19 protein-coding genes and 1 tRNA gene are annotated in these 26,204 nt (G+C 59.4%); 4 read left to right on the top strand and 16 right to left on the bottom strand.

All coding sequences use genetic code 11. From position 1 onward, the window contains the following. Positions 1 to 96: 96 nt before the first annotated feature. The 8 genes from DXB53_RS08430 to DXB53_RS08395 all read right to left on the bottom strand — a co-directional run bounded on the left by DXB53_RS08430 (position 97) and on the right by DXB53_RS08395 (position 8,378). Entirely contained in the window at positions 97 to 1,299 is a 1,203-nt protein-coding gene (locus tag DXB53_RS08430) for a glycosyltransferase (RefSeq protein WP_199409713.1), read from the bottom strand. Further along, a complete protein-coding gene (locus tag DXB53_RS08425) occupies positions 1,238 to 2,266 on the bottom strand; it encodes a nitroreductase family protein (RefSeq protein WP_158556516.1) in 1,029 nt (342 codons plus the stop codon). The genes DXB53_RS08430 and DXB53_RS08425 overlap by 62 nt, the downstream gene beginning before the upstream one ends. A gap of 8 nt (positions 2,267 to 2,274) precedes the next feature. Then, the gene (locus DXB53_RS08420) at positions 2,275 to 3,402 is read right to left on the bottom strand and encodes a polysaccharide pyruvyl transferase family protein (protein WP_117584104.1); all 1,128 of its coding nucleotides are present in this window, start codon (positions 3,400 to 3,402) and stop codon (positions 2,275 to 2,277) included. Positions 3,403 to 3,410: 8 nt separating this feature from the next. Next, positions 3,411 to 4,244 carry a glycosyltransferase gene (locus tag DXB53_RS08415; protein WP_117584103.1) on the bottom strand — a complete coding sequence of 278 codons (834 nt, stop codon included), beginning with the start codon at positions 4,242 to 4,244 and terminating at the stop codon, positions 3,411 to 3,413. Continuing rightward, positions 4,245 to 4,946 (bottom strand): sugar transferase, encoded by a 702-nt coding sequence (locus tag DXB53_RS08410; RefSeq protein ID WP_158556515.1) that lies wholly within the window; start codon positions 4,944 to 4,946, stop codon positions 4,245 to 4,247. It lies immediately after the preceding gene. 84 nt (positions 4,947 to 5,030) lie between these two features. Next, the gene (locus tag DXB53_RS08405; protein WP_117584101.1) at positions 5,031 to 5,621 is read right to left on the bottom strand and encodes a hypothetical protein; all 591 of its coding nucleotides are present in this window, start codon (positions 5,619 to 5,621) and stop codon (positions 5,031 to 5,033) included. Positions 5,622 to 5,946: 325 nt separating this feature from the next. Further along, the gene (gene thrS, locus DXB53_RS08400) at positions 5,947 to 7,710 is read right to left on the bottom strand and encodes a threonine--tRNA ligase (RefSeq protein WP_117584100.1); all 1,764 of its coding nucleotides are present in this window, start codon (positions 7,708 to 7,710) and stop codon (positions 5,947 to 5,949) included. Between the two features lie 236 nt (positions 7,711 to 7,946). Beyond that, a complete protein-coding gene (locus DXB53_RS08395; protein WP_006234085.1) occupies positions 7,947 to 8,378 on the bottom strand; it encodes a zinc ribbon domain-containing protein in 432 nt (143 codons plus the stop codon). Between the two features lie 787 nt (positions 8,379 to 9,165). Between DXB53_RS08395 and DXB53_RS08390 the strand changes: the two genes are divergently transcribed. The 4 genes from DXB53_RS08390 to DXB53_RS08375 all read left to right on the top strand — a co-directional run bounded on the left by DXB53_RS08390 (position 9,166) and on the right by DXB53_RS08375 (position 13,604). Next, on the top strand, positions 9,166 to 10,629 hold the full coding sequence (locus tag DXB53_RS08390) for an NAD(P)/FAD-dependent oxidoreductase (protein WP_117584099.1): 1,464 nt from the start codon (positions 9,166 to 9,168) through the stop codon (positions 10,627 to 10,629). A 1-nt stretch (position 10,630) separates the two neighbouring features. Then, complete coding sequence (locus tag DXB53_RS08385; protein WP_117584098.1) at positions 10,631 to 11,983, top strand: NAD(P)/FAD-dependent oxidoreductase; 1,353 nt, start codon at positions 10,631 to 10,633, stop codon at positions 11,981 to 11,983. A 5-nt stretch (positions 11,984 to 11,988) separates the two neighbouring features. Continuing rightward, the gene (locus DXB53_RS08380) at positions 11,989 to 12,387 is read left to right on the top strand and encodes a DUF1667 domain-containing protein (protein WP_117584097.1); all 399 of its coding nucleotides are present in this window, start codon (positions 11,989 to 11,991) and stop codon (positions 12,385 to 12,387) included. Positions 12,388 to 12,515: 128 nt separating this feature from the next. Next, entirely contained in the window at positions 12,516 to 13,604 is a 1,089-nt protein-coding gene (locus DXB53_RS08375) for a Xaa-Pro peptidase family protein (RefSeq protein WP_117584096.1), read from the top strand. Between the two features lie 351 nt (positions 13,605 to 13,955). On the opposite strand, the gene DXB53_RS08370 is transcribed toward DXB53_RS08375, so the two are convergent. The 8 genes from DXB53_RS08370 to DXB53_RS08335 all read right to left on the bottom strand — a co-directional run bounded on the left by DXB53_RS08370 (position 13,956) and on the right by DXB53_RS08335 (position 26,042). After that, positions 13,956 to 15,299 carry a folylpolyglutamate synthase/dihydrofolate synthase family protein gene (locus DXB53_RS08370; protein ID WP_117584095.1) on the bottom strand — a complete coding sequence of 448 codons (1,344 nt, stop codon included), beginning with the start codon at positions 15,297 to 15,299 and terminating at the stop codon, positions 13,956 to 13,958. A 246-nt stretch (positions 15,300 to 15,545) separates the two neighbouring features. Beyond that, positions 15,546 to 18,242: a valine--tRNA ligase gene (locus tag DXB53_RS08365; protein WP_117584094.1), complete on the bottom strand. Its 2,697-nt coding sequence runs from the start codon at positions 18,240 to 18,242 to the stop codon at positions 15,546 to 15,548. Between the two features lie 255 nt (positions 18,243 to 18,497). Further along, positions 18,498 to 19,910 carry an ATP-dependent Clp protease ATP-binding subunit ClpX gene (gene clpX / locus DXB53_RS08360; protein WP_117584093.1) on the bottom strand — a complete coding sequence of 471 codons (1,413 nt, stop codon included), beginning with the start codon at positions 19,908 to 19,910 and terminating at the stop codon, positions 18,498 to 18,500. Position 19,911: 1 nt separating this feature from the next. Then, positions 19,912 to 20,532, bottom strand: coding sequence for an ATP-dependent Clp protease proteolytic subunit (locus DXB53_RS08355; protein WP_022095182.1), 621 nt, complete (start codon positions 20,530 to 20,532; stop codon positions 19,912 to 19,914). Between the two features lie 163 nt (positions 20,533 to 20,695). Then, entirely contained in the window at positions 20,696 to 21,997 is a 1,302-nt protein-coding gene (gene tig / locus DXB53_RS08350) for a trigger factor (RefSeq protein ID WP_158556514.1), read from the bottom strand. A gap of 87 nt (positions 21,998 to 22,084) precedes the next feature. Continuing rightward, a tRNA-Leu gene (locus DXB53_RS08345) sits at positions 22,085 to 22,168 on the bottom strand. Between the two features lie 140 nt (positions 22,169 to 22,308). Beyond that, positions 22,309 to 25,140, bottom strand: a complete 2,832-nt coding sequence (locus DXB53_RS08340) for a molybdopterin cofactor-binding domain-containing protein (RefSeq protein WP_117584091.1) — start codon at positions 25,138 to 25,140, stop codon at positions 22,309 to 22,311. Further along, positions 25,140 to 26,042: a xanthine dehydrogenase family protein subunit M gene (locus DXB53_RS08335; RefSeq protein ID WP_199409712.1), complete on the bottom strand. Its 903-nt coding sequence runs from the start codon at positions 26,040 to 26,042 to the stop codon at positions 25,140 to 25,142. The genes DXB53_RS08340 and DXB53_RS08335 overlap by 1 nt, the downstream gene beginning before the upstream one ends. Positions 26,043 to 26,204: the final 162 nt, after the last annotated feature.

Raw genomic sequence — 26,204 nt, 5'->3', positions numbered from 1 at the left:
AATCACCGTAAATCAACTGCTCGAATAGTTAACGCAATTAGCGCCCAGGGTCGAGCACTATTAGCGATACTTCAAAAGAAGATTTGATAAGCTAGGTCATAATCCGCACAGAAGCCCCTCGTAAAACTCCATTAAATTTTCTGCATTGGTTTCTGCAGAGTACCCAGCCAAAGCCAATTTATTAGCCGCCCGGTCATCACGCCCCTGGGCAAGAGTGTCGACAAGAGCGGATACCCATTCAGCAGAAGGCCTATCAAGTCCAACGAACCTGCCACTGCCCGTAATATCGCTTTCCTCAGGAACGCCAGTCGAAAATACGCACCGAAGCCCTGAAGCCTGCGCCTCAACAGCAGAGACAGGAAGCCCCTCGTACAGCGAAGGCATAAAGAAAGCATCGAACAGCGAGTAGAAACGAGCGACATCAACGCGTACACCCGGCATGATGATGGAATCCCCTACGCCGAGTTCATCCGCGAGGGCCCTGACTCTACCTGTGCCGTCACCAGTCCCCAAAATCACCCACTTTGCAGATGGCAAACAACGCTTCAGCTCGGCAAAAACCCTGACGCCGAACTCAAAGTTCTTTTGCTTAACAAAACGACCGACACTTCCAATAACGGGGTCACTATTGCCAATGCAGAACTCAGCACGCAATGAAGCATTTGATCTATCGTCATATGCAAAATTGCTGAGTACGATTCCATTTTTCATTACAGTAAACGGCTTGTTTCCAAACAGGTATTTACCAGCTTCATCAGAGCACGCCACCCCATCAGTTGCATACCTTTTGCCCCACGCAATCAACGGAGCATTTCGAACACGATGAAGAACGTTGTCAGATGAACTATTCAGATGACTATGCAGGACACGATGTTCGATACCGGCACGCTTAGCCTCCCTGAGAACGCAAAAAGCCGAGTTGGGCATATGACAATGCACGATATCGTACTCGCGTCCATGCTTAACGAAAAACTCTTCGACTTCTTTAATGAACTGGCCAAGCCCCGCAGAAGCGAAAGACACCGTATAGACACGAGAACCGTGCGCAATAAGCTCCTGATCATAAGTGCAGTCACGCAAGGGTTTACCATTCAATGTTGCATGGTGTAGATAATCAAATACAACTCGATGCTCATCAATGCCCAAAGACATGTTATGAACAAATTGAGAAACACCGGCAGAACGACTTAATGAGGGAACCACTTGGAGAACATGAATTGGAGATGAGGTAATCAAGCTAGTCAACCACCGTAACAATTGCGTCGGCATGAAAACGAGCAGAAACGCATGATTGGGCATTCTTTGAATAATTCCCTATGGAAATCAGCATGACCAATTCCTCCCAATAGGGTAGTTTCAATAGACCGCGAATCGCTTTTTCAGGACCTCGTCTTAGCATTGTATTGAGCGGACAAGAAGCCAAACCCTGCTCTTCAAGTGCCAGCAATAACGCCATTGCAAAAATGCCGCCATCAACAAAGCCCTCGTTACGTTCTTGCGGTCCAAAGTAAACCCGATTATCAACCGTCAACACGACGAGCATTGGAGGCATCGCGTAGCCTCTGAATCCACTTGTAATTCCTAATGTCTCATGGATGAGTTCCTGGTTATTGATAATCCGAACTCTTGTTGGTTGTCGATTGCATGCAGACGGAGCTTTGGTGGCCGTCTCGATAGCATTAATGACCTTTGTCAACGAAACGGGTGTATCAGAATACTCTCTAACAGAATGACGGTTACTTAATAGCTCGTCAACAGAACCTGGAATAATGCCTGCCACAGCAAAATCATGAGCGATTTTGCAGCTTCCACCGGGATATAAAGGCTTTGAATCCAGTTTAGAAAACAGTTGGTCGCCAATTGCTTGCATAAACATATGCGTATATTCAGAACTATTCTCATGTCTGTCACGATATTCGATTAGCGCACCCAAGGCGGATTGATAGGCCAGGCTATCCGTACTTCCACCCATATCTTCAAAGACATGCATGTAGCGAGAGAGTTCGGCGAGGACCTTCACTCCAAATCCAGCACGAAAGTCCTCGTGGCTCAACCCTTTTTCAAGCTGATGGGTACAATAAATTATATGAGCTTCTGCTTGCTCTGCATATTTGATCTTGTTTCGAGAATAAGACTTCCCGAACCGTGCCGCCTGCCGCATTGAAGCGGCGAGCAAACTTGGATAGCCATTAAAAATGGCCCTCGCAACCCCCATGACAGGATCAGGCAAATGATCCTTTAAAGCAGAAACCGAAATATTTCCCATCATATTTCCTAAATATCCAAGGCTTTTTCAATAAAAGAAAAGGCTTCATTTCGTTTGAGATTAAGCTGTGCCTGAACCGAATTGGAGTCGTAATCAAGTTCAGAAATAGTCAGATTTCCAAAGTCATCCAACAAATGATTGTCAAGATTAGTCATATTTAATAGGTTTGAAATTCTTCCGTTAAAACGACCAGGGCTGATGGCGACAAACTTCTTTCCAAGATTTACGGAATAGGCAGTTCCATGGAACGAGTCCGTAATGACAATTTCGGCCCCAAGGAACAGAGAAAGGAACCTTCCCACGGAAGGACAGATAACAGCATTCTCGCCAGAACGCTTCTCATGCACACCGTATGCAATTCGCATAACCTTGAGACCAGTCTTCTTGGCGACCCTTTGTACATAAGAATCGAACTCGGCATTACGGTTGAGCTGATAGACCAGAACATAGGGTTCCGGAGAAATCCAACCATCTGCAATTGCTTCCCAATCATCACGATTCAACATGAGCGTGGGATCGATAACGGGCATAGCCCCATGGACACCGATAGAATCAAGAAGGTCAGCCGCCTCTTGCTCGCGTACAGAGATACAAGAGTAAGAGGAGAGAGCCTTTCTCATCGGCTCAGCTTCCCAATCCTCGAGCGTGGCCTTGCCGATACTCGCAGCATAGGCAATCTTCTTTTTCCCCTCGGGAGCAAAGGAGAGATAGAAAGCACGGTCAAAACCGTTATTCCAAATGCTATTCCAAACCTGATCGCTACCAGTGCAGTAAATATCTGCTACCGGAGGATTCGCGTCCAACTCATCTGCGGAATAGTACGAACGCTCAGTCAGCGCAAGCTTGGAATGTCTAAACTCATCAAGGGGGGCGCGTCTCCTTGCAACCATACGAGAAACCGGTATTTTTGCAATCTGCTTGACGCCAGGAACCTTAAACATAGGCATCTTCTTTACGAGCTGGCCGTTAAGGGCACGATCCACTTCGTTTTCGGGAATCGCATCCTTACGGTAGTAATCAATTATTTCGGCATCTGCTCCCACACGAGCCAAAACAACCTGAGTTGCATAGGTCTGCAGGCAGGAGCCATAGTTCGGCGAGTTATGGAGTGTTATAACTCCGACTTTTCGAGACATGCACAAACCTACTTTCTGAGTAATTTCTTATAAACAAACGAACGAAGTCCGTTAGGCATGACACAAACAACGGCATGCGGAACAAATGAGGCAACAAAATCAACAGGGCTAAACCAGCCAGTACGCAATTGAGCAAACTTGAATTTCCAGATATGCGGTAGATACGAAGGGCCGCCTCTGCGAGCATAAAAATCGGAACTCACGCGCATCGCCACAAGTGGTTCAGGTAGATTATCTGCGCGGCAGCCACTGGCTAGCATCCTGTTAAATAAATCCCAATCTTCGAAATAAAGATATTCAGAGCTGTAATTCCCAGCCTCCAGCACCTTAGATTTTTTAAACGTCATAGGTGGGTGCCGGAAAGGATTTCGACGTTTGGAACAAGCGAGAATATTGTCCAGTCCCTTGGGCAAATTCGTTGAAGCGATTGGCGTCTCAGGAGAGCCAATAAACTCGACGACATCGCTACCGACCATATCGAGCCCACTTTCAATAGCGGCAAGCTGCTTCTCCATACGATCAGGACGCGCCACATCATCGGTGTCCATACGCGCAACGATTTCATTAGAACAGGAGAGTACGCCCTTATGAAGAGCATATCCTAGTCCATGGTTCTCACTGTAGGAAACAAATTTGAACAGATCGGGCCGCTGCGAGTAATATTCGGAAAGTACCGACTCGAGTTCAGCAGTCAAGGGTCCGTCCTTAACCATCACAATCTCGGTCGGAGGCACGGTCTGGGCGAGCATACTGTCGAGGGCCTGACGTAGAAACGTAGGGTTTTCTTTTTTGTAAATACTCATTAATACGCTATAAGCGGTCGTGGCAACTGAAGTGGTCATCTAACGCCCCGTCCTCTTCTTGCCGAACATGGCACCAAAAGTGCCGGTAAAGCATTTCCAGTCCATGCGGAAACAGCGATTGCGCACGTAGCGGAGTTCAATCTTTTGTCGCAGACCGCTCTCGAACGTCGCGGCATTGCGGTCAGTCGCCTGCCACAGGCCCGTAATGCCGGGCTGGACAGAAAGCAGCTCAGCCTTTTCCTCATCGGAAAAATGCTGTTCAAGTTCGTCTCTTGTTATGGGACGCGGACCGATGACGGAAAGGTCGCCGTTCAGCACGTTCAGGAACTGCGGCATCTCGTCAATCGAGCACTTGCGGATAAACTGGCCGACTTTAGTAATGCGAGGATCGTCATCGACCTTGCGCTCGACTTCCCACTGATGTAGCTGCTCAGAGCTCAGATACTTCTGTACATCGCCAGCGTCGGCGACCATGCTGCGAAGCTTAAGGATCTTGATAGTCTTGCCGCTCTTGCCGACGCGCTCCTGTGCGTACAGCGGATTTCCGGGAGACTCAAGTGAAATTAACGCGCAAACAATGGCCACTGGAATTACCAGCACCACGCTCACGCAAAGGCTGAAAACAAAATCAAACAGCCTCTTCAAAAAACGGTAAGCCAGCGTGCCACTCGGTTGTATCTTCTGAATAACCAGTGACTCCCCCATGGAAGCACTGCTTTCAGTCATCTCTTTGCTAGTCAAGTTCAAATCCACGTCCCTGATTCCAGGGATCCCCCCCCCCATCGATGAATTCAAAATGCGAACGAATTGCCGGTGCAACGTCCCTTACGTCTTACTGGGCACGTCCAGCGGAAGCAGCTCCCTAAAAGCGGAGTCGCCTTCGCCCACGTCTACCAGGCACCAGCGCTTATGACGGTCGATCTTCTTTACACGGGCCTCTTGCCCCACCAAGGGCCCTTGCTCTATATGCAGCACGCCGTCTTCTATGCGGGCTACGCTGTTGCGCACCACGCCGTCGTCGTCGAGCACGCTGCGGTACCAGTCCTGCGCATCGTCCGGCATGGGTGCATAGGCCCGCTCCCTGCTGCCGGCAATACGGCAGCCAAAGCTCAACTGGGCCAAAGCCTTATCGAGCAGGGCGGCATCGCGCGTGGCGACGAAGAAGTATTCCTTGTACATGGGTTTGGTTTGGAGCGACCAGGCGCCGTCCCGCTTAAACCAGAACTCCTTTTGCATCACAAAAGCGTCCTGCATTAGCTCGTGCGGGATAATGCGACGGACCTTTTCGCAGGTCTCGCGTTCTTTACCTTTGGGGGTGTGGACCAGATACCAGCGGACGCGACCGCGCTGGCTGTTGGTGATGGCGCCGTTAAAAGCACCGGGCAGCTGCTCTTGGCGCCGCATTGTCTGTTCCATCTCTCGCCCCCCCTCCTTGCCTCCGCGACGCACGCGGATGCAGGGGCGTAAAGAACAGGCTTCTCGCTCGCAGCTAGGCGCAGTCGCAAAAGTACAGGTTTTTGTATCTTTCGACGTTGCTCATTATACGAGCAAACTGCTCACGTTTTCCCAGATTGCACAAAATGCGCCGCGAATGGGCGCATCTCCATACCCCTCTACAAAAACCTGTACCTTTTTGCACAACAAAAAAGCCGCTCTAACCAGCGGCTTTTCTTCTTTAGACAACAAAAAAGGCGACCGCCCTATAGGACGATCGCCTTTGTTAATTCTTGTATTGTTTGTGCTAGGCGCGAGTCTTAATCTCCTCGAGCACCTTGGCCACAAACTCGTCAACGCTCATCTGAACGGTCTCGTTGGAACGATCGCGGACGGAAATGTTGCCGGCCTCGACCTCCTTCTCGCCCAGAATGAGCATGTAGGGCACGCGGTCGATGCTGCGGGCCTCGCGGATCTTGTAGCCGATCTTCTCGTCGCGGTCGTCGCAGACCACGCGAATGCCGGCCTCCTCCAGCTTGGCGCACACCTCGTGAGCGTAGTCGCGGCTCTTCTCAGAGACGGGAAGCGCCTTGACCTGCACGGGAGCCAGCCAGGTGGGGAACTTGCCTGCAAAGTGCTCAATCAGAATACCGATGAAGCGCTCGATGGAGCCAAAGCACACGCGGTGCAGCATGATGGGGCGCTTCTTGGTGCCGTCGGCGTCCACGTACTCCAGGTCAAAGTTGAGCGGCATCTGGAAATCGAGCTGCACGGTACCGCACTGCCAGGTACGGCCGAGCGAGTCCTCCAGGTGGAAGTCGATCTTGGGGCCGTAGAAGGCGCCGTCGCCCTCGTTGACCTCGTAGTCCATGCCCAGCTTCTCCAGAGCGGTACGCAGGCCCTCCTCGGCGCGAGCCCAGTCCTCGTCCGAACCCATGGAGTCCTCGGGGCGGGTGGAAAGCTCAACGTGATACTTAAAGCCAAACTTCTGGTACACGGAGTCGATGAGGTTGACCACACCCACGATCTCGTCGGTCAGCTGGTCGGGACGCACAAACAGGTGGGCGTCGTCCTGGTTAAAGCAGCGCACGCGGAACAGGCCGTGCAGGGCGCCGCGCAGCTCGTGGCGGTGCACCAGGCCAATCTCGCCTGCGCGGATGGGCAGCTCGCGATAGGAGTGCGGCTTGGAGGCGTACACCAGCACGCCACCCGGGCAGTTCATAGGCTTAATGCAGTACTCTTCGTCGTCGATGACGGTGGAGTACATGTTGTCCTTGTAGTGGTCCCAGTGGCCCGAGGTCTTCCACAGCTGCTTGTTCATGATGAGCGGGGTGGAGATCTCCACGTAGCCGGCCTTGTGGTGGATCTCGCGCCAGTAGTCCAGCAGCGTGTTCTTAAGGATCATGCCGTTGGGCAGGAAGAACGGGAAGCCGGGGGCCTCGTCGCGCATCATAAAGAGGTCCATCTCGCGGCCGATCTTGCGGTGGTCGCGCTTCTTGGCCTCCTCCAGCATGTGCATGTGCTCGTCGAGCTCTTCCTTGGTGGCAAAGGCGACGCCGTTGATGCGGGTGAGCATCTTGTTGTCCTTGTCGCCCTTCCAGTAGGCGCCCGAGACGCCGGTAAGCTTAAAGGCCTTCAGCGCCTTGGTGTAGCAGATGTGGGGGCCGACGCACATGTCGATGTAGTCGCCCTGCTGGTAGAAGGTGATGCGGGCGTCGTCGTCCAGGTCGCCGATGTGCTCGACCTTGTACTTCTCGCCGCGCTCCTCCATAAGGGCGATGGCCTCGGCGCGGGGCTTCTCGTACACGGAGAACTTGAGGTTCTCCTTGACGATCTTTTTCATCTCGGCCTCGATCGCGGGGAAATCGTCCTCGCTGATCTTGACGCCCTCGGGCAGGTCGACGTCGTAGTAAAAACCGTTGTCGGTCGCGGGGCCGTAGGCAAAGTCGGCCTCGGGGTACAGGCGCTTGATGGCCTGCGCCATGATGTGCGCGGCGGAGTGGCGGATGACGTGCGTGACCTCGTCCTGTGGGAGCTCGGCCACCGAACCGTCATTGTAGAGTGCCTTCATGGGTATGTTTTCTCCTCTCGGATGCCTGATGCAAGTGCGTGCGATGCGCTCGGCGTTTTTGACTTGCATCATTATAGGCAGGTTGCCTTGGTATACAAGCGCCCGCCGCACCTTAATGGCACGGCGGGCGATTTTCTACGCATGCTTCATCGTGTGGGCGGGGCTGAGGGACGCGCGTCTGCCTTTCGCATGGCGCGCGGTGCCCGTGGCTTAAGGCCGGCCCGGCGATGGATGCGTTACTGGATGCGAGTTCGGCAGTAGGGGCAGACCTTCCAGTGCGCGTCGAGCGGGCGATGGCAGCTGGGACACACGTTGCGAACCTGGGTGTCGCACACCGGGCACACGACAAAGTCCTTCTCGATGGGGGCACCGCACTGCGGGCAGGTGCCGTACTGGGCAAGCTGGCGCTCGCGCAGGGCCATGTCCAGCTCCTGCTCCTCGCGGTCGGCCGCGTAGGAGTGCGGGCGCAGAACCAGATAGGCGATGAGGCCCACAAACGGGATGAGGGCGATGATGCCCCATGCCACGTAGGCGCTGGCGCCGCGGCGACGAGCGTCGATGAACACATAGACGACCGACAGCACGTACAGGGCGATGATAAAGCCAACAAAGGCATAGATGACGCCCATAAGCTGCGGCGACATGAGCTCGGAGATGTACTTGGACATTACGGATACCTTTCGGAATATTAACAGTCCGGTAAAGTTTACCACGGGGTTTGTTTATATGGGACCACGGCTAGGGGCGGGGCCGGCGCGGACACAAACATCTCAATCTGTAACAGGTGGAGGGCGGAATCCGGGTCTAGATGTTACAGATCGAGACACAGGGGTTCCTCCCCGACTTCAATCTCGATCTGTAACAGTTACTCGGCAAAATCGGGTCCAAATGTTACAGATCGAGACAAAACATCCCCTCGCTGGCTTCAATCTCGATCTGTAACAACTGAGGCCGAATTTCCTCTCTTACTGTTACAGATCGAGACCTTCAAAATCCGTCGGAAGGTTTGTCTCAATCTGTAACATCTAGAACCCAAATCCTCAGCTAACTGTTACAGATCGAGACAAAGAAAACCGTCCGCACCGAATGTCTCAATCTGTAACAGTTACTCGGCAAATACAGTCCCAGATGTTACAGATTGAGACAAACCATTCTCTCCCCAACTTAAATCTCGAACTGTAACATCTGGAACCCAAAAACAGTTCTTACTGTTACAGATCGAGAAGAACGTGCGCCTGTGGACTCAACATCTCAATCTGTAACAGGTAACGGCGCAGACCGCGAGGTTGGGCGGGAAGATCTCGCGTTCTAACGTGGCCGGCATCCGTGCTGAGCCGGCCCACGCCTGCCGTTGGCGGATGCAGTGGGGCTGTTCGCCGCATTGCCGCTGCACTGGGGGTCTGCAGACCGTAGCATAGTCCTATTGACAGCCTGTCAACTTGTCTGGGAGGCACTGTGACGGAAACGTTTGATATCGCGGTTGTGGGCGCGGGCATCACCGGGTGTGCCATTGCGCGGCAACTCGCGCGCTATGACCTGACCATTTGCGTGGTCGAGGCGGCCAACGATGTCGCCCTGGGCGCATCGAAGGCCAACGGCGGTCTGGTGCACGCCGGCTACGATCCGGCCCCTGGCACCGTAAAGGCGCAGGTCAACGCCCGTGGCTGCGAGCTGTATGGCACTTGGGCCCAGGAGCTGGGCTTTTTATTCCGCCGCACCGGATCGATGGTGCTGGGGTTTAACGAAGAAGACCGCGCACACCTGGAGAAGCTGCGCCAGAATGGCCTTGCCAACGGCGTGCCCGAGCTGTCGATTATCGGCCCCGAGCGCATCCACGAGCTGGAGCCGCGCGCGAGTGCCGAGGCGACGTGCGCGCTGTGGTGCCCTTCGACCGGTTACGTTGACCCATTTGAAGTGGCCATCGCCGCGCTGGAGAACGCCGTCGCCAACGGCGTGACGTTTATGCGCTCCGCACCGGTGGAGGCGATTGAGGTTGCTGGCAGCGAGGCAACCGACGGGGCTGCACGTTTTACGCTGGCAACGCCCGCCGGCGACGTGCGCTGCCGTTACCTGATCAACGCTGCGGGCAACGGTGCCGCGGACATCTCGCATATGGCCGGCGCCGAGGAGTTTCAGATGGTCTGGCGCCAGGGAAACATCGTGGTATTGGACAAGGAGCCGCGCACGCTCATGCCGCTCTATCCCGTGCCCACGCCGGTGTCCAAGGGCGTTATCGTCACGGGCACGGTACACGGCAACACCGTGATCACCGCGACCGCTGCCGTGCGAGAGCCGGGCGACACGCAGACCTATGCAAGCGATGTGAACGCGCTGCTGACGGGAGCGCGCAAGCTGGTGCCCGACTTGGACACGCGCCGCGTAGTCCGCGCGTTTGCCGGCGGTCGTCCGGTCATTAAGGGAACGAACGACTTCTTTATTGGGCAGTCGACCGTGGTGCCGGGGCTGTTCCAGGCCGCGGGCATTCAGTCGCCGGGCGTGGCGAGCGCGCCGGCCATCGCCGAGCGTATAGAACTTGTGATGCGTGAGTCGGGCGTGGAGCTGCGCGAGCGGGCGGACTGGAATCCAATTCGCCGCGAGCCGGACGACTTTGACCGCGCACCGCTGGCGCGCAAGGAGGAGCTGATCGAGTCCGACCCCGCGTGGGGGCAGATCGTCTGCCGCTGCGAGACGGTGCCCGAGGCCGAGATAGTGGCCGCGATCCGACGCCACCCGGGCGCGGTTTCGGTCGAGGGCGTCAAGCGCCGCTGCCGAGCCGGCATGGGTCGGTGCCAAAGCGGCTTTTGCCAGAGCCGCGTGGTGGCGATCCTGGCGCGCGAGCTGGGCTGCGACCCCAGCGAAGTGCTGTTGGAAGATGCCGGATCTTGGTTGGTCGAGGGACCGCTGAAGGGGGTGCGCTAGAATGGCGACGTTTGATATGCGCGACGAACGCGCGGAGGCGAGCGCCGTGGCAACGCAAGCCTTCGACGTGGTCGTTATCGGCGGCGGACCTGCCGGCATGGCGGCCGCGCTTGCCGCGCAAAAGGCCGGTGCGCGCGTGGCCATCGTGGAGCGCGAGCAGCATCTGGGCGGTATCCTGCGCCAGTGCATCCACCCCGGCTTTGGCCTGTCGCACTTTAAACAGGAGCTCACCGGTCCCGAGTACGCGCAGCGCTTTATCGACCAGGTGCACGCAACCGACATTGCGCTGTTCCTGAACAGTATGGTGCTTGGGATTGATTCAGGCGAGCCGACGGGAGCCACCGCGGTCCATACCGTCACGCTCATGAGCCCTGCCGGCATGCTGCAGCTCACCGGGCGCGCGGTCGTCCTTGCCATGGGTTGCCGCGAGCGCACCCGCAGCGAGATCAAGATTCCCGGCAGCCGACCCGCCGGTGTGTTTACGGCCGGCCTGGCGCAGCGATACATCAATATCGAAAACCTCAAGCCCGGCTCGCGCGCCGTCATTTTGGGCTCAGGCGACATCGGGCTTATCATGGCGCGCCGCTGCACGCTCGAGGGGATTTCGGTCGAGGGCGTGTACGAGCTCATGCCGTACGCCAACGGTCTGCGCCGAAACGTCAAGAACTGCCTGGACGACTTTGGCATTCCGCTGCACCTGTCCACCACCGTCACGCGCGTGATCGGACACGACCGCGTTGAGGCCGTCGAGGTGAGTCAGGTCGACGAGCACCTGGCGCCCGTTGCCGGGACGGAGCGCATCGTTCCGTGCGACACGCTGCTGCTTTCGGTGGGTCTAATTCCCGAAAACGAGCGTTCGGTTGCCGCAGGCGTCGAGCTTGACCCACGCACGCGAGGCGCCGTGGTGGATCAGAGCCTCCAGACAGGCGTGCCGGGCATCTTTGCCTGTGGCAACGTGCTGCACGTGCACGACCTGGCCGACAACGTGACGACCGAGTCCGAGCGCGCCGGTGCGGCTGCGGCGACGTGGGCGTTGGGCGGCGACGGCGGGGCGAGAGCTGCGGGCACGAGCTGCGAGCTGATGGTCTCCCCTGCCGGCATTGCGGGATACGCGCTGCCGGGACGCATTACGGCTGCGGCGCTCACCAAGCTGAACTTCCGCGTGCGCCGGCCGGTCGATGCCGCCCGCGTGCGCATCTTAGCCAACGGCGAAGAAATGTTTGCGGGCAAAGTCCGCCCGTTTAAACCGAGCGTCATGGAAAGCTTCCCGCTGCCGGCAAGGGTGATTCAGCGCGCACTCGACCTGGGTGTTAGAGAGATTGTCCTGTCCGTCGACCCCATCGAGGAGGCGTAACCAAGATGATCGATAACGTGATCGAAACGCTGCAGTTCAACTGCACCACCTGCCCATCCGAATGCCTTCTGACCGTAGAAATCGAGCGCGACGCCAATGGCGCCGTGGTGGAAGTGCGCTCCGTAACCGGCAACAACTGCCCACGCGGTGATAAATTCGCACATCAGGAGCTCACCTGTCCCATGCGCGTGCTCACGACGACCGTGGCCGTCTCCGGCGGCGACGAAGCCCTGCTCCCCGTGCGCACCGCCGAAGCCATCCCGCTAGAACTCCACGCCCAAGCCATGGCCCTCATCCGAGGCCTAGTCGTCAACGCCCCCATCCGCATGGGCGACATCGTGCTGGAGAACCTCCTCAACACGGGCATTAACCTCATCGCCAGCATGGACATCAACCCAGCCTAAGCAGCAAATTTGGGACGGGCTCTTTTAGCTGCTTTTGCAAGGAGTGTCCCAAGGTGCTGGCATAAAAGGAACGTCCCTATGTGCCGGGCTTGGGATACCATGGTGGCACCATAGTGAAAGGATGTTTCATGGCACATGTCGATGACCAGCGTGTGGCACGCGTGCTCGATGCGCTCGAGGCTCAGCACCCCGGCGCACAGCTGCTCGTAAACGACCCATGGTCGATCTATTACCTGACCGGCTTTTATGCCGATATGTTCGAGCGTTTTTGCGGCGTGCTGCTCGTGCGCGATGCCGAGCCGGTGATCCTGGTCAACGCACTGCATCAACTGCCCGAGTACGACAATGCCCGCGTCGCCTATCACACCGATACCGATGTCGTGGCCGACGCCATCGCTCGCGAGGTCGATCCGACCAAACCGCTCGGCATCGACACCGTCATGCGCTCCGGCTTTTTGATGCCGCTCATGGAGCGCCACGCCGCAAGCGAGTTTTTCCTGGGTGACTTTGCCGTCACCGCCGCACGCACCCACAAGGATGCCACCGAGCAGGAGCTCATGCGTGCGTCCTCGACCGCTAACGACGCTGTAATGGCCGATGCTATTAAGCTTGTCCACGAGGGCGTGACGGAACGCGAGATTGCCGACCAGATGCTCGGCCTGTATCGCAAGCACGGCTGCGAGGGCTTTAGCTTTCCGCCCATCGTGAGCTTTGGCGCCAACGCCGGCGACCCGCATCACGAACCCGACGACACCGTGCTCAAGCGCGGCGACGTGGTGCTGTTCGACATTGGCGGACGCCGCTGCAACTATTGCTCGGACATGACGCGCACGTTCTTTTGGGGCGAGCCGGACGAGGAGACGGCACGCATCTACGACATCGTGCGCCGCGCCAACGAGGCCGCCGAAGCGCTCATCGCACCGGGCGTGCGCATGTGCGACCTGGACCGCGCCGCACGCGATGTGATTGAAGACGCGGGCTACGGCGAATACTTCACGCATCGCCTGGGTCACTCAATCGGCCTGCAGGACCACGAGCCGGGCGATGTCTCGCTGGTCAACGAGCAGGTCGTAGAGCCAGGCATGACGTTCTCCATTGAACCGGGCATCTACCTCCCCGGTCGCACCGGCGTCCGCATCGAGGACTTGGCCCTAGTTACCGAGTCCGGCGTCGAGATTCTCAACGCCTACCCCCACGATCCGGTCCGCCTAGACTAGCCAATGTGCCAAAGGGACAGTCCCTTTGGCACATCCCGTTAACGCAGTGCCACGAAAACGGGCCATCTACTACGTTTAACCCGTATGGGTCGACCATGCGGGTCTTTTTTTAAAAATGGCAAGCCCTTTACCTGCGGTTTTGATTTCGCAATTCTCGGTATGGTCGAGGGTTACCGGTCAAACGTAGTAAATAGGCCCATTTCGTGGCGAGCAAGTCAACTCGAGGCGCAGGGCAGCCAAAAAAGCCCCGTCCCAAATTGACTGCTTTTGAGTTGCGGTGATATACGGACCGTTTGAGGCTTCTGGCTTGTAAAACAGTCCGTATTTCACCGCAACTGATGAGGGGATGGGTTAACGGAGCAGCCCCGCTACTTCGCCGGCTAGGGTGATGGTACCGGCTGCTACGAAAGGCTCGCCCGCGGCATCGAAAGCCGCGAGGGCCTCGGATACGCTGGGGTACACGCCCGCGAGCTTGTCGGCGTCCACCAGGGAGGCAAGCTCCTGTGCGGGCAAGGCGCGATCGGAATCGGTCTGGGTTACGACCACGCGGGGGAACGCCGGAACCAGAACGTCAACTATACCCGCCACGTCCTTATCGGCCAGCGCGGCACACAACAGCGTGGGGCGATTCTCCACGCACGGATCGATCTCGTCCAGCGCGCTCACAAAGTTCTCGCAGCTCTGAGGGTTATGACAGGCGTCGATCAGTTTGAGCGGATCGGTTCCCAGCACATCAAAGCGACCCGGCGTGGGGCAGCCCATAAGCGAAGCGTCGAGCGCATCGTGGTCGAGCTCGCGGCCAAGATAGCCCTCGCACAGCATAATCGCGCACGCAGCATTCTGCGGCTGATACGCCGGCTTGACCATGCTCGACGTATAGATGGCACGCGGCGTAGTACAGCTAAACTCCACGGTATCGCCTACATGCGCCGGTACCTTGGTCGTGGAATGGCTCACAACCAGCGGCACCACACCGCACTCGCGGCAGCGCGTATCCATTACGCGCTGAACGCTCGGCTCATGCGTGCCCTCGCCCAAAACAACCAATCGCCCAGGCTTAATAACCGCAGCCTTCTCCCCCGCAATGGCCTCGAGCGTATCGCCCAAAATACGTGTGTGATCGAGCCCAATACCCGTAATGGCGACGGCCACGGGATCAGTCGCACTCGTAGCATCCCAGCGTCCGCCCATGCCAACCTCAAGCACGGCAACATCCACGCGAGCCTCGGCAAACACCACAAGTGCAGTAGCCGTCAAAAGGTCAAACGGCGTGATGGTATAGGCGCACTCCCCCGCCGCCACACGACGGGCATTCACTCGATGCCCCGCCTCAACAGCGGCCGAAACGCCACGGGCGAATGCCTCATCGCTCACGACGCGCCCATCGACCTCCATGCGCTCGGGATAGCGCACAAGCTGCGGAGACGTATACAGTGCGGTCTTTAACCCCTCAACACGAAGGATGGCAGCCGAAAAACGCGTGGTCGAAGTCTTGCCATTGGTACCAGCAACCTGAATGCAATCGAAATACTCGTCCGGACGTCCCAGCTCATCAAGCATATCGACAACCGTCTCAAGCAGAGGCCCAGCATCCCCAGAAATCCGCCCCGTATCAGCAGCCAGCCCAACAGCCTCATCAAACGAAAGCAAATCAAACTCAAAAGGAACGGTATACAAGCCGGAACGCTTAGGCATTTTTAGAACCGCCATTCATAGAAAAATAAAACAGTATAGGTTGAGGATAGTCAGCGAAAACGCCTCTGATGAGCCAAGGTGCCGTGAAACAAGGGCGCATAGGGCTTATGCCCATGCGCCCGAAGTTGAACGGCAGATTGGCCATCAGAGGCGTTTGCAGCGTCGAGTCAGCCGCCGTTCGTTAGAACGGCGGAATAGGTGTCCGCAGTAGCGAGCAAAGCGTCGGGACGCGCCCCCGAGTAAACCTTACGAGAAGTCAGCAACCTGAGCAGTCAGCGCCGCCAGGATCTCCTTGAGCTCAGCCGCACGGTCCCTCTTCTTCTGGACCACCGCGGGAGCGGCCTTAGCCACAAAGCCCTCGTTGGCCAGTGTCTTCTCGCAGCCAGCGAGCTCCTTCTGGGCCGCGGCGATCTCCTTCTCCAGGCGCGCCTTCTCGGCCGAAAGGTCAACCTTGCCCTCGAGCACCACAAAGACCTCGACGCCGCTGTCGACCACGGCGATGCTCGCGGCCGGCTTCTCGACATCGGTACCCATGACCAGCGAGGCAGTGTTTGCCAGCGGCTCAATGGTCGAGCGCAGGCTCTCGAGCTTCTCGATGTCCTCGGCACCGGCGCGCACGACTACGTCGAGCTCGGCCTTGGGGCTCAAGCGATAACGCGAACGCGTGGCGCGGGCGGCGGACACGACGGTGCGGCACAGCTCAAACGCGCGCTCGGCGTCCTCGTCCACGTACTTGGCGTAATCGGCGGGCTCGGGCCACTTGGCGATCATGAGCGCCTCGGCGCGATCCACGTTGCCCTCGGCGTCCAGGTCGAGCACGCTCGCCGGCATGTTGTCCCAGATCTCCTCGGTGACAAACGGCATAAGCGGGTGCATCAGGCGAATGGAGGTGTCGAGCACAAAGATCAAGTTGCGCTGCGCCTGCAGACGGCCCTCGCCCTTCAGGCGGGCCTTGGTGACCTCGACGTACCAGTCGCAGACCTCGTTCCAGAAGAACTGCTGCACACCGCGGGCCATGTCGCCAAAGGTGTACTTCTCGATACCCTCGGTGACCATCTTCACGGCCTTTGCCAAGCGGCTGAACATCCAGGCGTCCGCCGGCGTCTCCACGACGGGCTCGCCGGGCGTGTAGCCCTCCATGTTCATAAGCAGGAAGCGGCTGGCGTTCCAGATCTTGGTCACAAACGACTTGGCCTGCTCGGTGCGCGGGCTGTCGATGAGCTTCTTGGTCTTCTTGTCGATGTTCGCGTCGAACTTAACATCCTGATTGTTGGTGCACAGCGTGAGCAAGTTGAAGCGCATGGCGTCGGCACCGTACATGCCAATAAGGTCCATGGGGTCTACGCCGTTGCCCTTGGACTTGGACATGCGGCTGCCGTCCTTGGCCAGGATCGTCGGGTAGATGACGACGTCCTTAAACGGCACCTCGTCCAAGAAGTACAACGAGCTCATGACCATGCGGGCGACCCACAGCGCGATGATGTCGCGCGCGGTGACGAGTGCCGTCGTGGGGTGATGGCCCTCGAGCAGCTCCGGCTTTTGCGGCCAGCCCTGCGTGGCGAAGGTCCACAGCTGCGAGCTGAACCAGGTGTCCAGCACGTTCTCGTCCTGGTGCACATGATGGCCGCCGCACTTGGGGCACACGTCGGTGTCCTCGGTAAGGGCGTCCTCCCAGCCACAGTCCTCGCAGTAGAACACGGGGATGCGGTGGCCCCACCAAAGCTGACGGCTGATGCACCAGTCCTTGAGGTTCTCCATCCAGGTGGTGTAGGTCTGCGTCCAGCGCGCGGGGTGGAAGGTGACCTTGCCGGAGTTGACGGCGTCCAGCGCCGGCCCCTTGAGCTTGTCGACGGCCACGAACCACTGCTCGGAAAGCCACGGCTCCAGGGCGGAGTCGCAACGGTAGCAGTGCATGACGGAGTGATCGAGTTCGTCGACGTGATCGAGCAGGCCGTGCTCCTCGAACCACTTGATGACGGCCTCGCGGCACTCGTCGCGGTTCATGCCGGTGAACTCGCCGTAGCCCTCGACGACCACCGCGTGCTCGTCGAAGATGTTGATCTGCGGCAGGTCGTGGGCCTGACCCATGGCGTAATCATTGGGGTCGTGGGCCGGGGTGACCTTAACAAAGCCGGAGCCAAAGTTGGCGTCGACATGCCAATCCTCAAAGATGGGGATCTCGCGGTTGACGATCGGGAGCATGACGGTCTTACCCACAAAGGCGGCCTTCTCGGGGTCCTTCGGGGAGACGGCGACGCCCGTGTCGCCGAGCATGGTCTCGGGACGCGTGGTGGCGACGACGATGTAGTCCTGGCCGTTGACCGGCTCGGTCAGCGGATAACGCAGGTGCCACAGGTGGCCTTTCTCGTCCTTGTACTCGGCCTCGTCGTCCGAGATGGCGGTGGTGCAGTTGGGGCACCAGTTGACGATGCGCTTGCCGCGATAGATCAGGCCGTCGTGGTACCAGTCGCAGAACACCTTGCGCACGGCCTGGGCGTAGTCCTCGTCCATGGTGAAACGCTCGTTATCAAAGTCGACGGAGCAGCCCATGCGCTTGATCTGCTCGACGATGATGCCGCCGTACTCGTGGGTCCAATCCCAGCAGGCGTCGACAAACTTGTCGCGACCGATCTCCAGGCGGCTGATGCCCTCGCTCTTGAGCTTCTTGTCGACCTTGGTCTGCGTGGCGATACCGGCGTGATCGGTACCGAGCACCCAGCGCGTGGACTTGCCGCGCATGCGAGCCATACGGATGATGGCGTCCTGGATGGAGTCGTCAGTAGCGTGACCCATGTGGAGCTTGCCGGTTACGTTGGGAGGCGGAATGGTGACGGTGCAGTCGCCCACGCCCTCACGGCGCTTGTAGTAGCCGCCGTCGAGCCACTTCTGCAGGATCGCCGGCTCGTTGGTCGACGGATCGTAGTTCTTGGGCATTTCTTCCATATATCTCTCCCTGTCCCGCCGGCGTGTCCGCCTGCTTGGTTTTCGCTCGGTCAAGTCCTGGCTCGCACGAAGGCCACATTAAGTGGCCTTCGGCTCGTGCGGAATCTACGAAAACCAAGCAGGCGGACACGCCTTAGGTATCGATTACTTCAGTCTGAAGGTACTAGCTAAACAATCTCACAGAATAGCACAGGCATACCTACCAAAAAGGGACAGGTCCCGCAGTGGTTGCCGCGGGACCTAAACGGGCGCTATTTACCCATAGATGCGCTGGGGCTGTTCTTCGCCCTTTACGGAGGCTTCGGTCACGATGACCTTGGCGACGCCTTCCTCGCTGGGGAGGTCGAACATCGTCTGCTGCAGCACGTCCTCGCAGATGGAGCGCAGGCCGCGGGCGCCGGTCTTGCGGGCGAGTGCCATGCGGGCGATCTCGTGCAGCGCCGCGTCCTCAAACTCAAGATCGACGTCCTCGAGCTGGAACATCTTGCGGTACTGGCGCACCACGGCGTTCTTGGGCTCGGTCAGGATCGACACCAGGTCGTCCTCATCGAGCGCCTGCGTCTGGGTGACGACGGGCGTACGGCCCACGAACTCGGGGATCATGCCAAAGGCATTAAGGTCCTGTGGGAGCACCTGACGCAGCAGGTCGTTCTCGTCGACCGAGGTGGGGCCGGCGATCTCGGAGTTAAAGCCCACGCCCTTGTTGCCCACGCGGTCGGCGATGATCTTGTCCAAACCCACAAAGGCACCGCCACAGATGAACAGGATATTCGTCGTGTCGATCTGCAGCAACTCCTGCTGGGGATGCTTGCGGCCGCCGGTGGGCGGAACGCTGGCCACCGTGCCCTCAAGAATCTTAAGCAGTGCCTGCTGAACGCCCTCGCCCGAAACGTCGCGGGTGATGGAAAGGTTCTCGGCCTTGCGGGCAATCTTGTCAATCTCGTCCACGTAGATAATGCCAACCTGCGCGCGCTCAATGTCACCATCGGCAGCGTTGATGAGCTTGAGCAAGATATTCTCAACGTCCTCGCCAACGTAGCCAGCCTCGGTGAGCGCGGTGGCGTCGGCGATGGCAAACGGCACCTCGAGGATGCGTGCGAGCGTCTGGGCCAGCAGCGTCTTACCGGTACCGGTGGGGCCGAGCAGCAGAATATTGGACTTAGCGAGCTCCACCTCGTCCATATCGTCGTCAAACTGGGCGCCCATACCGTCAGCCTCGTCAAAGGCGGACACCGCGGCACCGCCCTCGATCACGCGACGGTAGTGGTTGTACACGGCCACCGACATGGCGCGCTTGGCGTCCTCCTGGCCCATAACATAGGCCGAAAGCTCGTCATAGATCTCGTGCGGCGTCGGCACGTGCGTGATGACCTGACGGTCGTCCTCAAGCTCAAAGCCCTCGGCCTCGGGGTCAACGGCGGGCTGGGACGCAGCCTGGCCGTGGTCGTTGAGGAAGCCCGGGAGATTACCGTTGCGGGCGGCGTCCATAAAGTCCGAAGCCAGCGACTCCTCCAAGATCTCGGAGCAGGCGGCGACGCACTCGTCGCAGATAAAGATGTTGGTCGGACCCTTTACGAGACGACGGACCTGGCCCTGCTCTTTTCCGCAGAATGAGCAGCGGATGGGGTTGCCGTTCTCGTCAAAGTTGTCCTGCATGTTACCGGCCATCCTAGGCGTCCTTCGCGGCGAGATCGCGCGAGGTGACGATACGGTCGATCAGGCCGTAGTCGAGGGCCTCGGCAGCGGTCAGGTAATTGTCACGCTCGGTGTCGGCCTGGACCTTCTCGATCGGTTGGCCCGAGGCATCGGACAGGATCTGGTTGAGCTCGCGGCGGGTCTTCTTGATCTCCTCGGCCACGATCTCGATCTCGGTCTGCTGGCCCTGGGCACCGCCGCTGGGCTGGTGAATCATGACCTTGGAATGCGGCAGGCAGAAGCGCTTGCCCTTGGCGCCGGCCGAAAGCAGCACGGCGGCCATGGACGCAGCCATGCCCACGCAGATGGTGGAGACCTGCGGCTTGATGAAGTTCATGGTGTCCAGAATCGCCAGGCCGGAGTAGACCTCGCCACCGGGCGAATTGATGTAGAGCGAGATATCCTTCTCGGCATCCTGGCTCTCAAGATGCAGCAGCTGGGCAACGACCAGGTTGGCGCTGACGGAGTTGATCTCCTCGCCCAAGAAGATGATGCGGTCGTTGAGCAGGCGCGAATAGATATCGTAGCTGCGCTCGCCGCGCGGCGTCTGCTCGATAACGTATGGCACGAGGGCGGAATCGAACTTAGCGATCATACGCATCTCCATTTCTCTCTTGCGGACCAAATTGGTTCTAGATAAACGTACGGTGCCCGCATGCTATGCATTGGCTGGCACCGTACGAAACAACCGGATAACCGGCTATTAACTTTACCCCATCACGGGCACATACATGCGCTCGCGGGCAAGGTGGCGAGAATTACTCGGCGTCCTTGGCGGTCTCATCGACCTCGGTCACCTTGGCGTTCTCGACCAGGTGGTCGACGGCCTTGGAGCGGCGGATGGACTCGCGGACGGCAGGCATGCGGCCATCGGCGATGAACTCGGCCTTGGAAGCCTCGACGTCCTTGACGCCGGCCTTCTCGAACTCGGCGTTGATGTCGTCCTCGGTGACCTCAATCTTGAGCTCGCGGGCGAGGGCGTCGAGCGCCAGGGACTCACGGGCAACGTCGTTGGCCTGCTTGTGCAGGTCGCCGATGAACTGCTCCATGGTCAGGCCGGAAGCGGGCAGCCAGGTGTCCAGCGTCATGCCGCGGGCAGCGAGGTTGGACAGGAAGTTCTGGCCAAGCTCCTCAAAGACGGACTGCTCGTAGTCGGCATCCATCTCGTCGAGCTGCAGGCGCTCGGCGAGAGCGGAGACGCAACGGTTCTCCTTCTCGGCCGGGAGGCGGGAAGCCTTGTCCTGCTCGATCTCGATCTTGATGGCGTCGCGCATGGCGTCGATGCTGTCAAAGCCAAAGTCGGACTTGACGAGCTCGTCGGTGAGCTCGGGGGTGTTGCGGACCTTGATGCCCTTGACGGTGACCTCGACGGTGTGGGTCTCGGCCTCCTCGCCCTCCTCGGCCTCGTCGGTCCAGGTGACGGACTTGACGTCGTCAACGTTGGCGCCGATCAGAGCCTCGTTGAACTCGGTGGGGTTGCTGTCGCTACCGGCGATGAGCATACGGCCCTCGGCAGCGAAGTTGTCGGCGTTCTCGACGGCCTTGAGGTCGACGGTGACGTAGTCCTCGGCCTCGACGGCGCGACCCTCGACGTCTTCGAAGGTGGCACGGTAGTTGAGGAGCATCTCGACCTGGTTGTTGATCTCGGACTCGGTGACCTCCGCAGGGGGCATCTCGATCTCGACGGCGTCGAAGGAGGAGAGCTCAGCGGCGGGACGCAGGGAGAACTCGACGGTGTAGGTGTAATCCTCGTGATCCTTGGCGAGGTCGAGCTCCTTGTAGTCACCATTCTTGGTGGGAACGATGTCCAGCTCGTTGAGGACGGCGGGCTCGTTGGCGGCGATCAGGTCGTTGGTGGCCTGAGCGAGGGTAGCCTCGGCGCCAAGAGCGGAGTCGATGACCGGACGGGGAGCCTTACCGGCACGGAAGCCCGGGAAGCGGTACTTCTTGGCGGTCTCCTTGTAGGCCTTCTTGATCGCGGCGTCGACGTCGGCGGCCGGGATGGTGACCGTAGCGGTGAGCTTGGCGTCCTTGACGTCAGAAGCGGTGATGTTCAACACGTTCCTCCTCATACTGCCCAGCTTATCTGAGGTGCTGGTACCTTTATGCAACAAGCGTCGCGAGGGCATAAGCCGACGCGGGTGCGTTGGTGCGGGCGAAAGGACTCGAACCTTCACGGGAATCCCACCAGAACCTAAATCTGGCGCGTCTACCAATTCCGCCACGCCCGCATGAGCGCACAGATTAGGAATGATAGCAGATACGAGCGACAAGCGCACGCACACGTTTTACAGGCTCACGACCTCACCACGAGTGCAAAAGGCGGGGCGAGTTGCCCCGCCCCGCCAATTACGACTTGTTCGATGACCCGCTACTCCCCCAGCAGGGCCTTCTCGGGCGTGATCGGCAGCGAGCGTACGTGATGTCCGGTGGCGTGTGCCACGGCCGAGGCCACGGCGGCGAGCGGCGTGTTGATGACGACCTCGCCAATCGACTTGGCGCCAAACGGACCCGTCGGCTCGTAGCTCGGCTCAAAGGCCACGCGAATGCTGCCGATATCCAGGCGCGTGGGCAGCTTGTAGCTCATAAAGTTGCCGGTGCGCAGGCGGCCGCGATCGTCGTGCTCGACGATCTCATAGAGCGCGTGGCCGATACCTTGGGCAATACCGCCCTCGGCCTGGACGCGCGCGAGCGCCTCGTTGATCACGGTACCGCAGTCGACGGCCGCCGCGTAGTCCACCACAGCCACCTTGCCGGTGGCCTTGTCGACCTCGACCTCGGCAATACCGGCCATAAACGGCGGAGGCGAAACGGGCAGGCAGGCAGAGGCGTGCGAGGTGAGCGCGTCGCCGCCTGCGATATTCTTGACGCACAGGTTGGCAAAGTCGCGCAGCGTGAGGTAGCGGTTCTGCTCGCGCGCGGCACGCTCGTCGGACAGGCGCACGTACTGGCCATCAAAGACCACGTCGGCGGCGTCCACGTCCCACATCTGGGCGGCCTTGGCGCAAATCTTCTCACGCAGCTCGGTCGCGGCGTTCTTGGCTGCAAGGCCCGTCACGTACGTACCCGAGCTCGCGTACGAGCCGGCGTCGAACGGCGACACATCGGTGTCCACGCCGCGTACCACAATGAGCGAGCTCTCCACACCCAGCTCCTCGGCGGCGATCTGCGCCAGGATCGTGTCGACGCCCATGCCGTTATCGGTGGCGCCGGTGCCGATGGTAATGAAGCCGTCCTCTTCAAGGCGCATGTCGATGCCGGCGATATCCACATTGGAGATACCCGAGCCCTGCATGGTGAGCGCGCAGCCCAGAGCACGCACGCGGTCGCCCAGGTCCACGGCCAGCGGCTTGTCGCGCCAGCCGATCATGTCCATCGCGCGAAGCAGGCAGCGGTCGAGCGCGCAGGCGTTGAGCTTCTCGTTGTAGTACTGCGGCATGATCTCGCCCTCGCGCACGATGTTCTTAAGGCGCAGGTCGGCGGGATCCATGTGCAGCATGTCGGCAAGCTCGTTGACGGCGCTCTCGACGGCAAACTGGCCCTGGGTGGCACCGTAGCCGCGATACGCGCCGCCGCGGTTGGTATTGGTGTAGACGGCGTCCCAGCTAAAGCGACTCGCCTTCACGTGGTTGTAGATGGGCAGGCTCTTGTGGCCCGAAAGGCCGATCGTCGTGGTAGCGTGCTCGCCATAAGCACCGGCGTTGGACAGCGTATGCAGATCGATGGCCGTGATGGTGCCGTCGTTCATGGCGCCCAGCTTAACGGTCATCTGCATCTGGTGGCGCGAGTTGCCCGCAGTGATGGTCTCCTCGCGGGTGTAGCAGCAATAGCTTGGACGGCCGGTCTGCTGAGTGACGAACGCCACGAAGATCTCGCAGCAGCCCGTCTGCTTGGAGCCAAAGCCGCCACCGATGCGCGGCTTAATGACCTGCACCTGTGACTGCGGAATGTCGAGCGACTGCGCGACCATGCGGCGCACGTGGAAGGGCACCTGCGTCGAGGTGGTCACCGAGATGCGGCCGAACGCATCGGTCGTCGCGAAGGCGCGGAAGGTCTCCATGGGCGCGGTCTGCGTGGCCTGGCTCGTGTAGGTGCGCTCAAAGACGATGTCGCTCTGGGCGAATGCCTCGTCGAGGTCGCCAAAATCGCTGGTGCCGCTGCACAACAGGTTGCGAGCAACGTCGCCGCCCTGCGGGAACATAAAGGTTACGTCGCCCTCGGGGTGGACCACGATGTCGTTATCGAGCGCCTGGGTAAAGTCGAGCAGGGGCTCGAGCACCTCGTAGTCGACCTTGATGAGCTTGAGCGCCTTGTCGGCGGCCTCCTCAGTCTCGGCGGCGACGATCGCCACTTCCTCGTTTTGATAGCGCACGAGGTTCTCGAGAATCAGGCGGTCGTAGGGACTCGGCTGCGGATAGCTCTGGCCGGCAATGGTAAAGCGGCGCTTGGGCACGTCCTCGTAGGTGTAGACGCCCACCACGCCGGGCACCTTCAGGGCGCGCGACGTATCGATGGAGCGGATCTTGGCGCGGGCATACGGGCTGCGCTTGAGCTTGACGATCAGGGCGCCGGCGGGCACCAGGTCGCCCGTGTAGACGGGACGCCCCTCAAGCAGGGCCTTCGAGTCCTTCTTGGGCTGCTTGTGGGTAATCTGCTTGTACGAGACACCGTCGCAGCTGGTGTCGTTGACCGGCAGCTCGGGCATCTCAAAGCCCACCTGCACGCCGGACTCGTTAAGGAAGCGCACGATGGCGCGCAGCTGGCTCTCGTAGCCGCTGCAGCGGCAGAGGTTGCCGGCGAGCTGGCGCGAGAGCTCCTCGCGCGTGGCAACGAGGCTCGGGTCCTCCTTGGCGGCGCGGGCAAGCGCCAGCACGTTCATGATGAGGCCGGGGGCGCAAAAACCGCACTGCTCGGCACCTTCGGCAGCCATTGCGCGGGCGAGCGCCTCGGACTCGGCCTTGAGGCCCTCGAGGGTGGTGATGGAGCGGCCCTCGACGCGCGCGGCGGGAACCGAGCAGCTCAGCACCGGATCGCCATCGAGCCACACCGTGCACAGGCCGCAGTTGGTGGTCTCACAGGCGCAGCGCACCGATGCGCAACCCTGCTCGCGCAGCAGTGCAAAGAGCATGGTATCGGGGGCAATCTGAACCTTGACCTTGCGGCCGTTGAGCGTAAAGGAAAGATCGATGAGTTTGGCAGCCATTAGCGCACCTCGCTAGAATCGATGCCGGGCACGCGGCGGCAGGAATACTCGTCCGTGGCAAACTTAGGCACTTGCACGGTCTCGAGCTCGCGGGCAAGCGCGGCCGAAAGCTCGATGCCGGCGGCACGACGTACAGCCTGAATCGCCAGCGGGGCCGAGATGCGGCGGCGGTAGTCAGCCGAGCCCCACAAGTTAGTGCCGTAGCTCAGGGCACGCACGGATGCGGCCAGTGCGCGCAGCTCGTCCTCGGAAGGTTGCTCGTTCACCAGGCCGCATGCCTCGCCCCGCAGCAGGGACGCGCGCAGCGGGCGGGCGCCCACGGTGACATGCCAGCTGTTGTCCCACCAGGCGGCGGTGACGTTTAAGGAGGGGAAGTCGGTCGCGGCCTTGCGCACGGCCTCATAGCTTGCGCGGTAATCGTGCTTAACGACCACCACGTGCTCGATCACGTCGCGCACGTAGCCCATGTCCACGAACTCGGCGAGCGGCACGCGGCCGGCGCCCGTCAACTCAACGTACGAATCGAGCGCCAAAAATGCCGAGAGCACGTCCGAGAAACCAAAGCGACCGTAAATGCTGCCGCCCACCGTGGCGGTGTTACGCAGCTGCACGCCCACGATATCGTGGACGGCGAACTCAAAGACATGGTTGACAAGCGCGTTGAGCTCGGCATGACGCTCGAGCTGGTGCAGGGTACACATGGCACCGATGCGAAACTCGGTCTCGGTCTCCTCGATCTGATCGAGTCCGCAGGCCGAAAGGTCAATCGCCGTCGCCACGCGACGCGAACCCAGGCGCATCCAGATGCCGCCGCCCACAATCTTGTTGTTGCGGTTCTTCTGTAAGAGCTCATAGGCTTCGGCCGCGTTTCCAACGCGGACGTAGGTACCGAACTTGAGCACGTTCTCCCCCATCTCTTCACTTGTCCAGTACTTTTAAGTGTACCAAACGAAGGGCCGCGACCTTCCACAGCACAAAAACCTCCCTCCCATCCATAACTTGCGGTGAAATACGGACTGTTTGTCGGGCTTAGGGAGCCCAACAGTCCGTATTTCACCGCAACT

This window comes from Collinsella sp. OM04-5 (assembly GCF_003439125.1).
Classification (GTDB): Bacteria; Actinomycetota; Coriobacteriia; order Coriobacteriales; family Coriobacteriaceae; genus Collinsella.
This window is presented reverse-complemented; position numbering and strand designations above follow the sequence as displayed.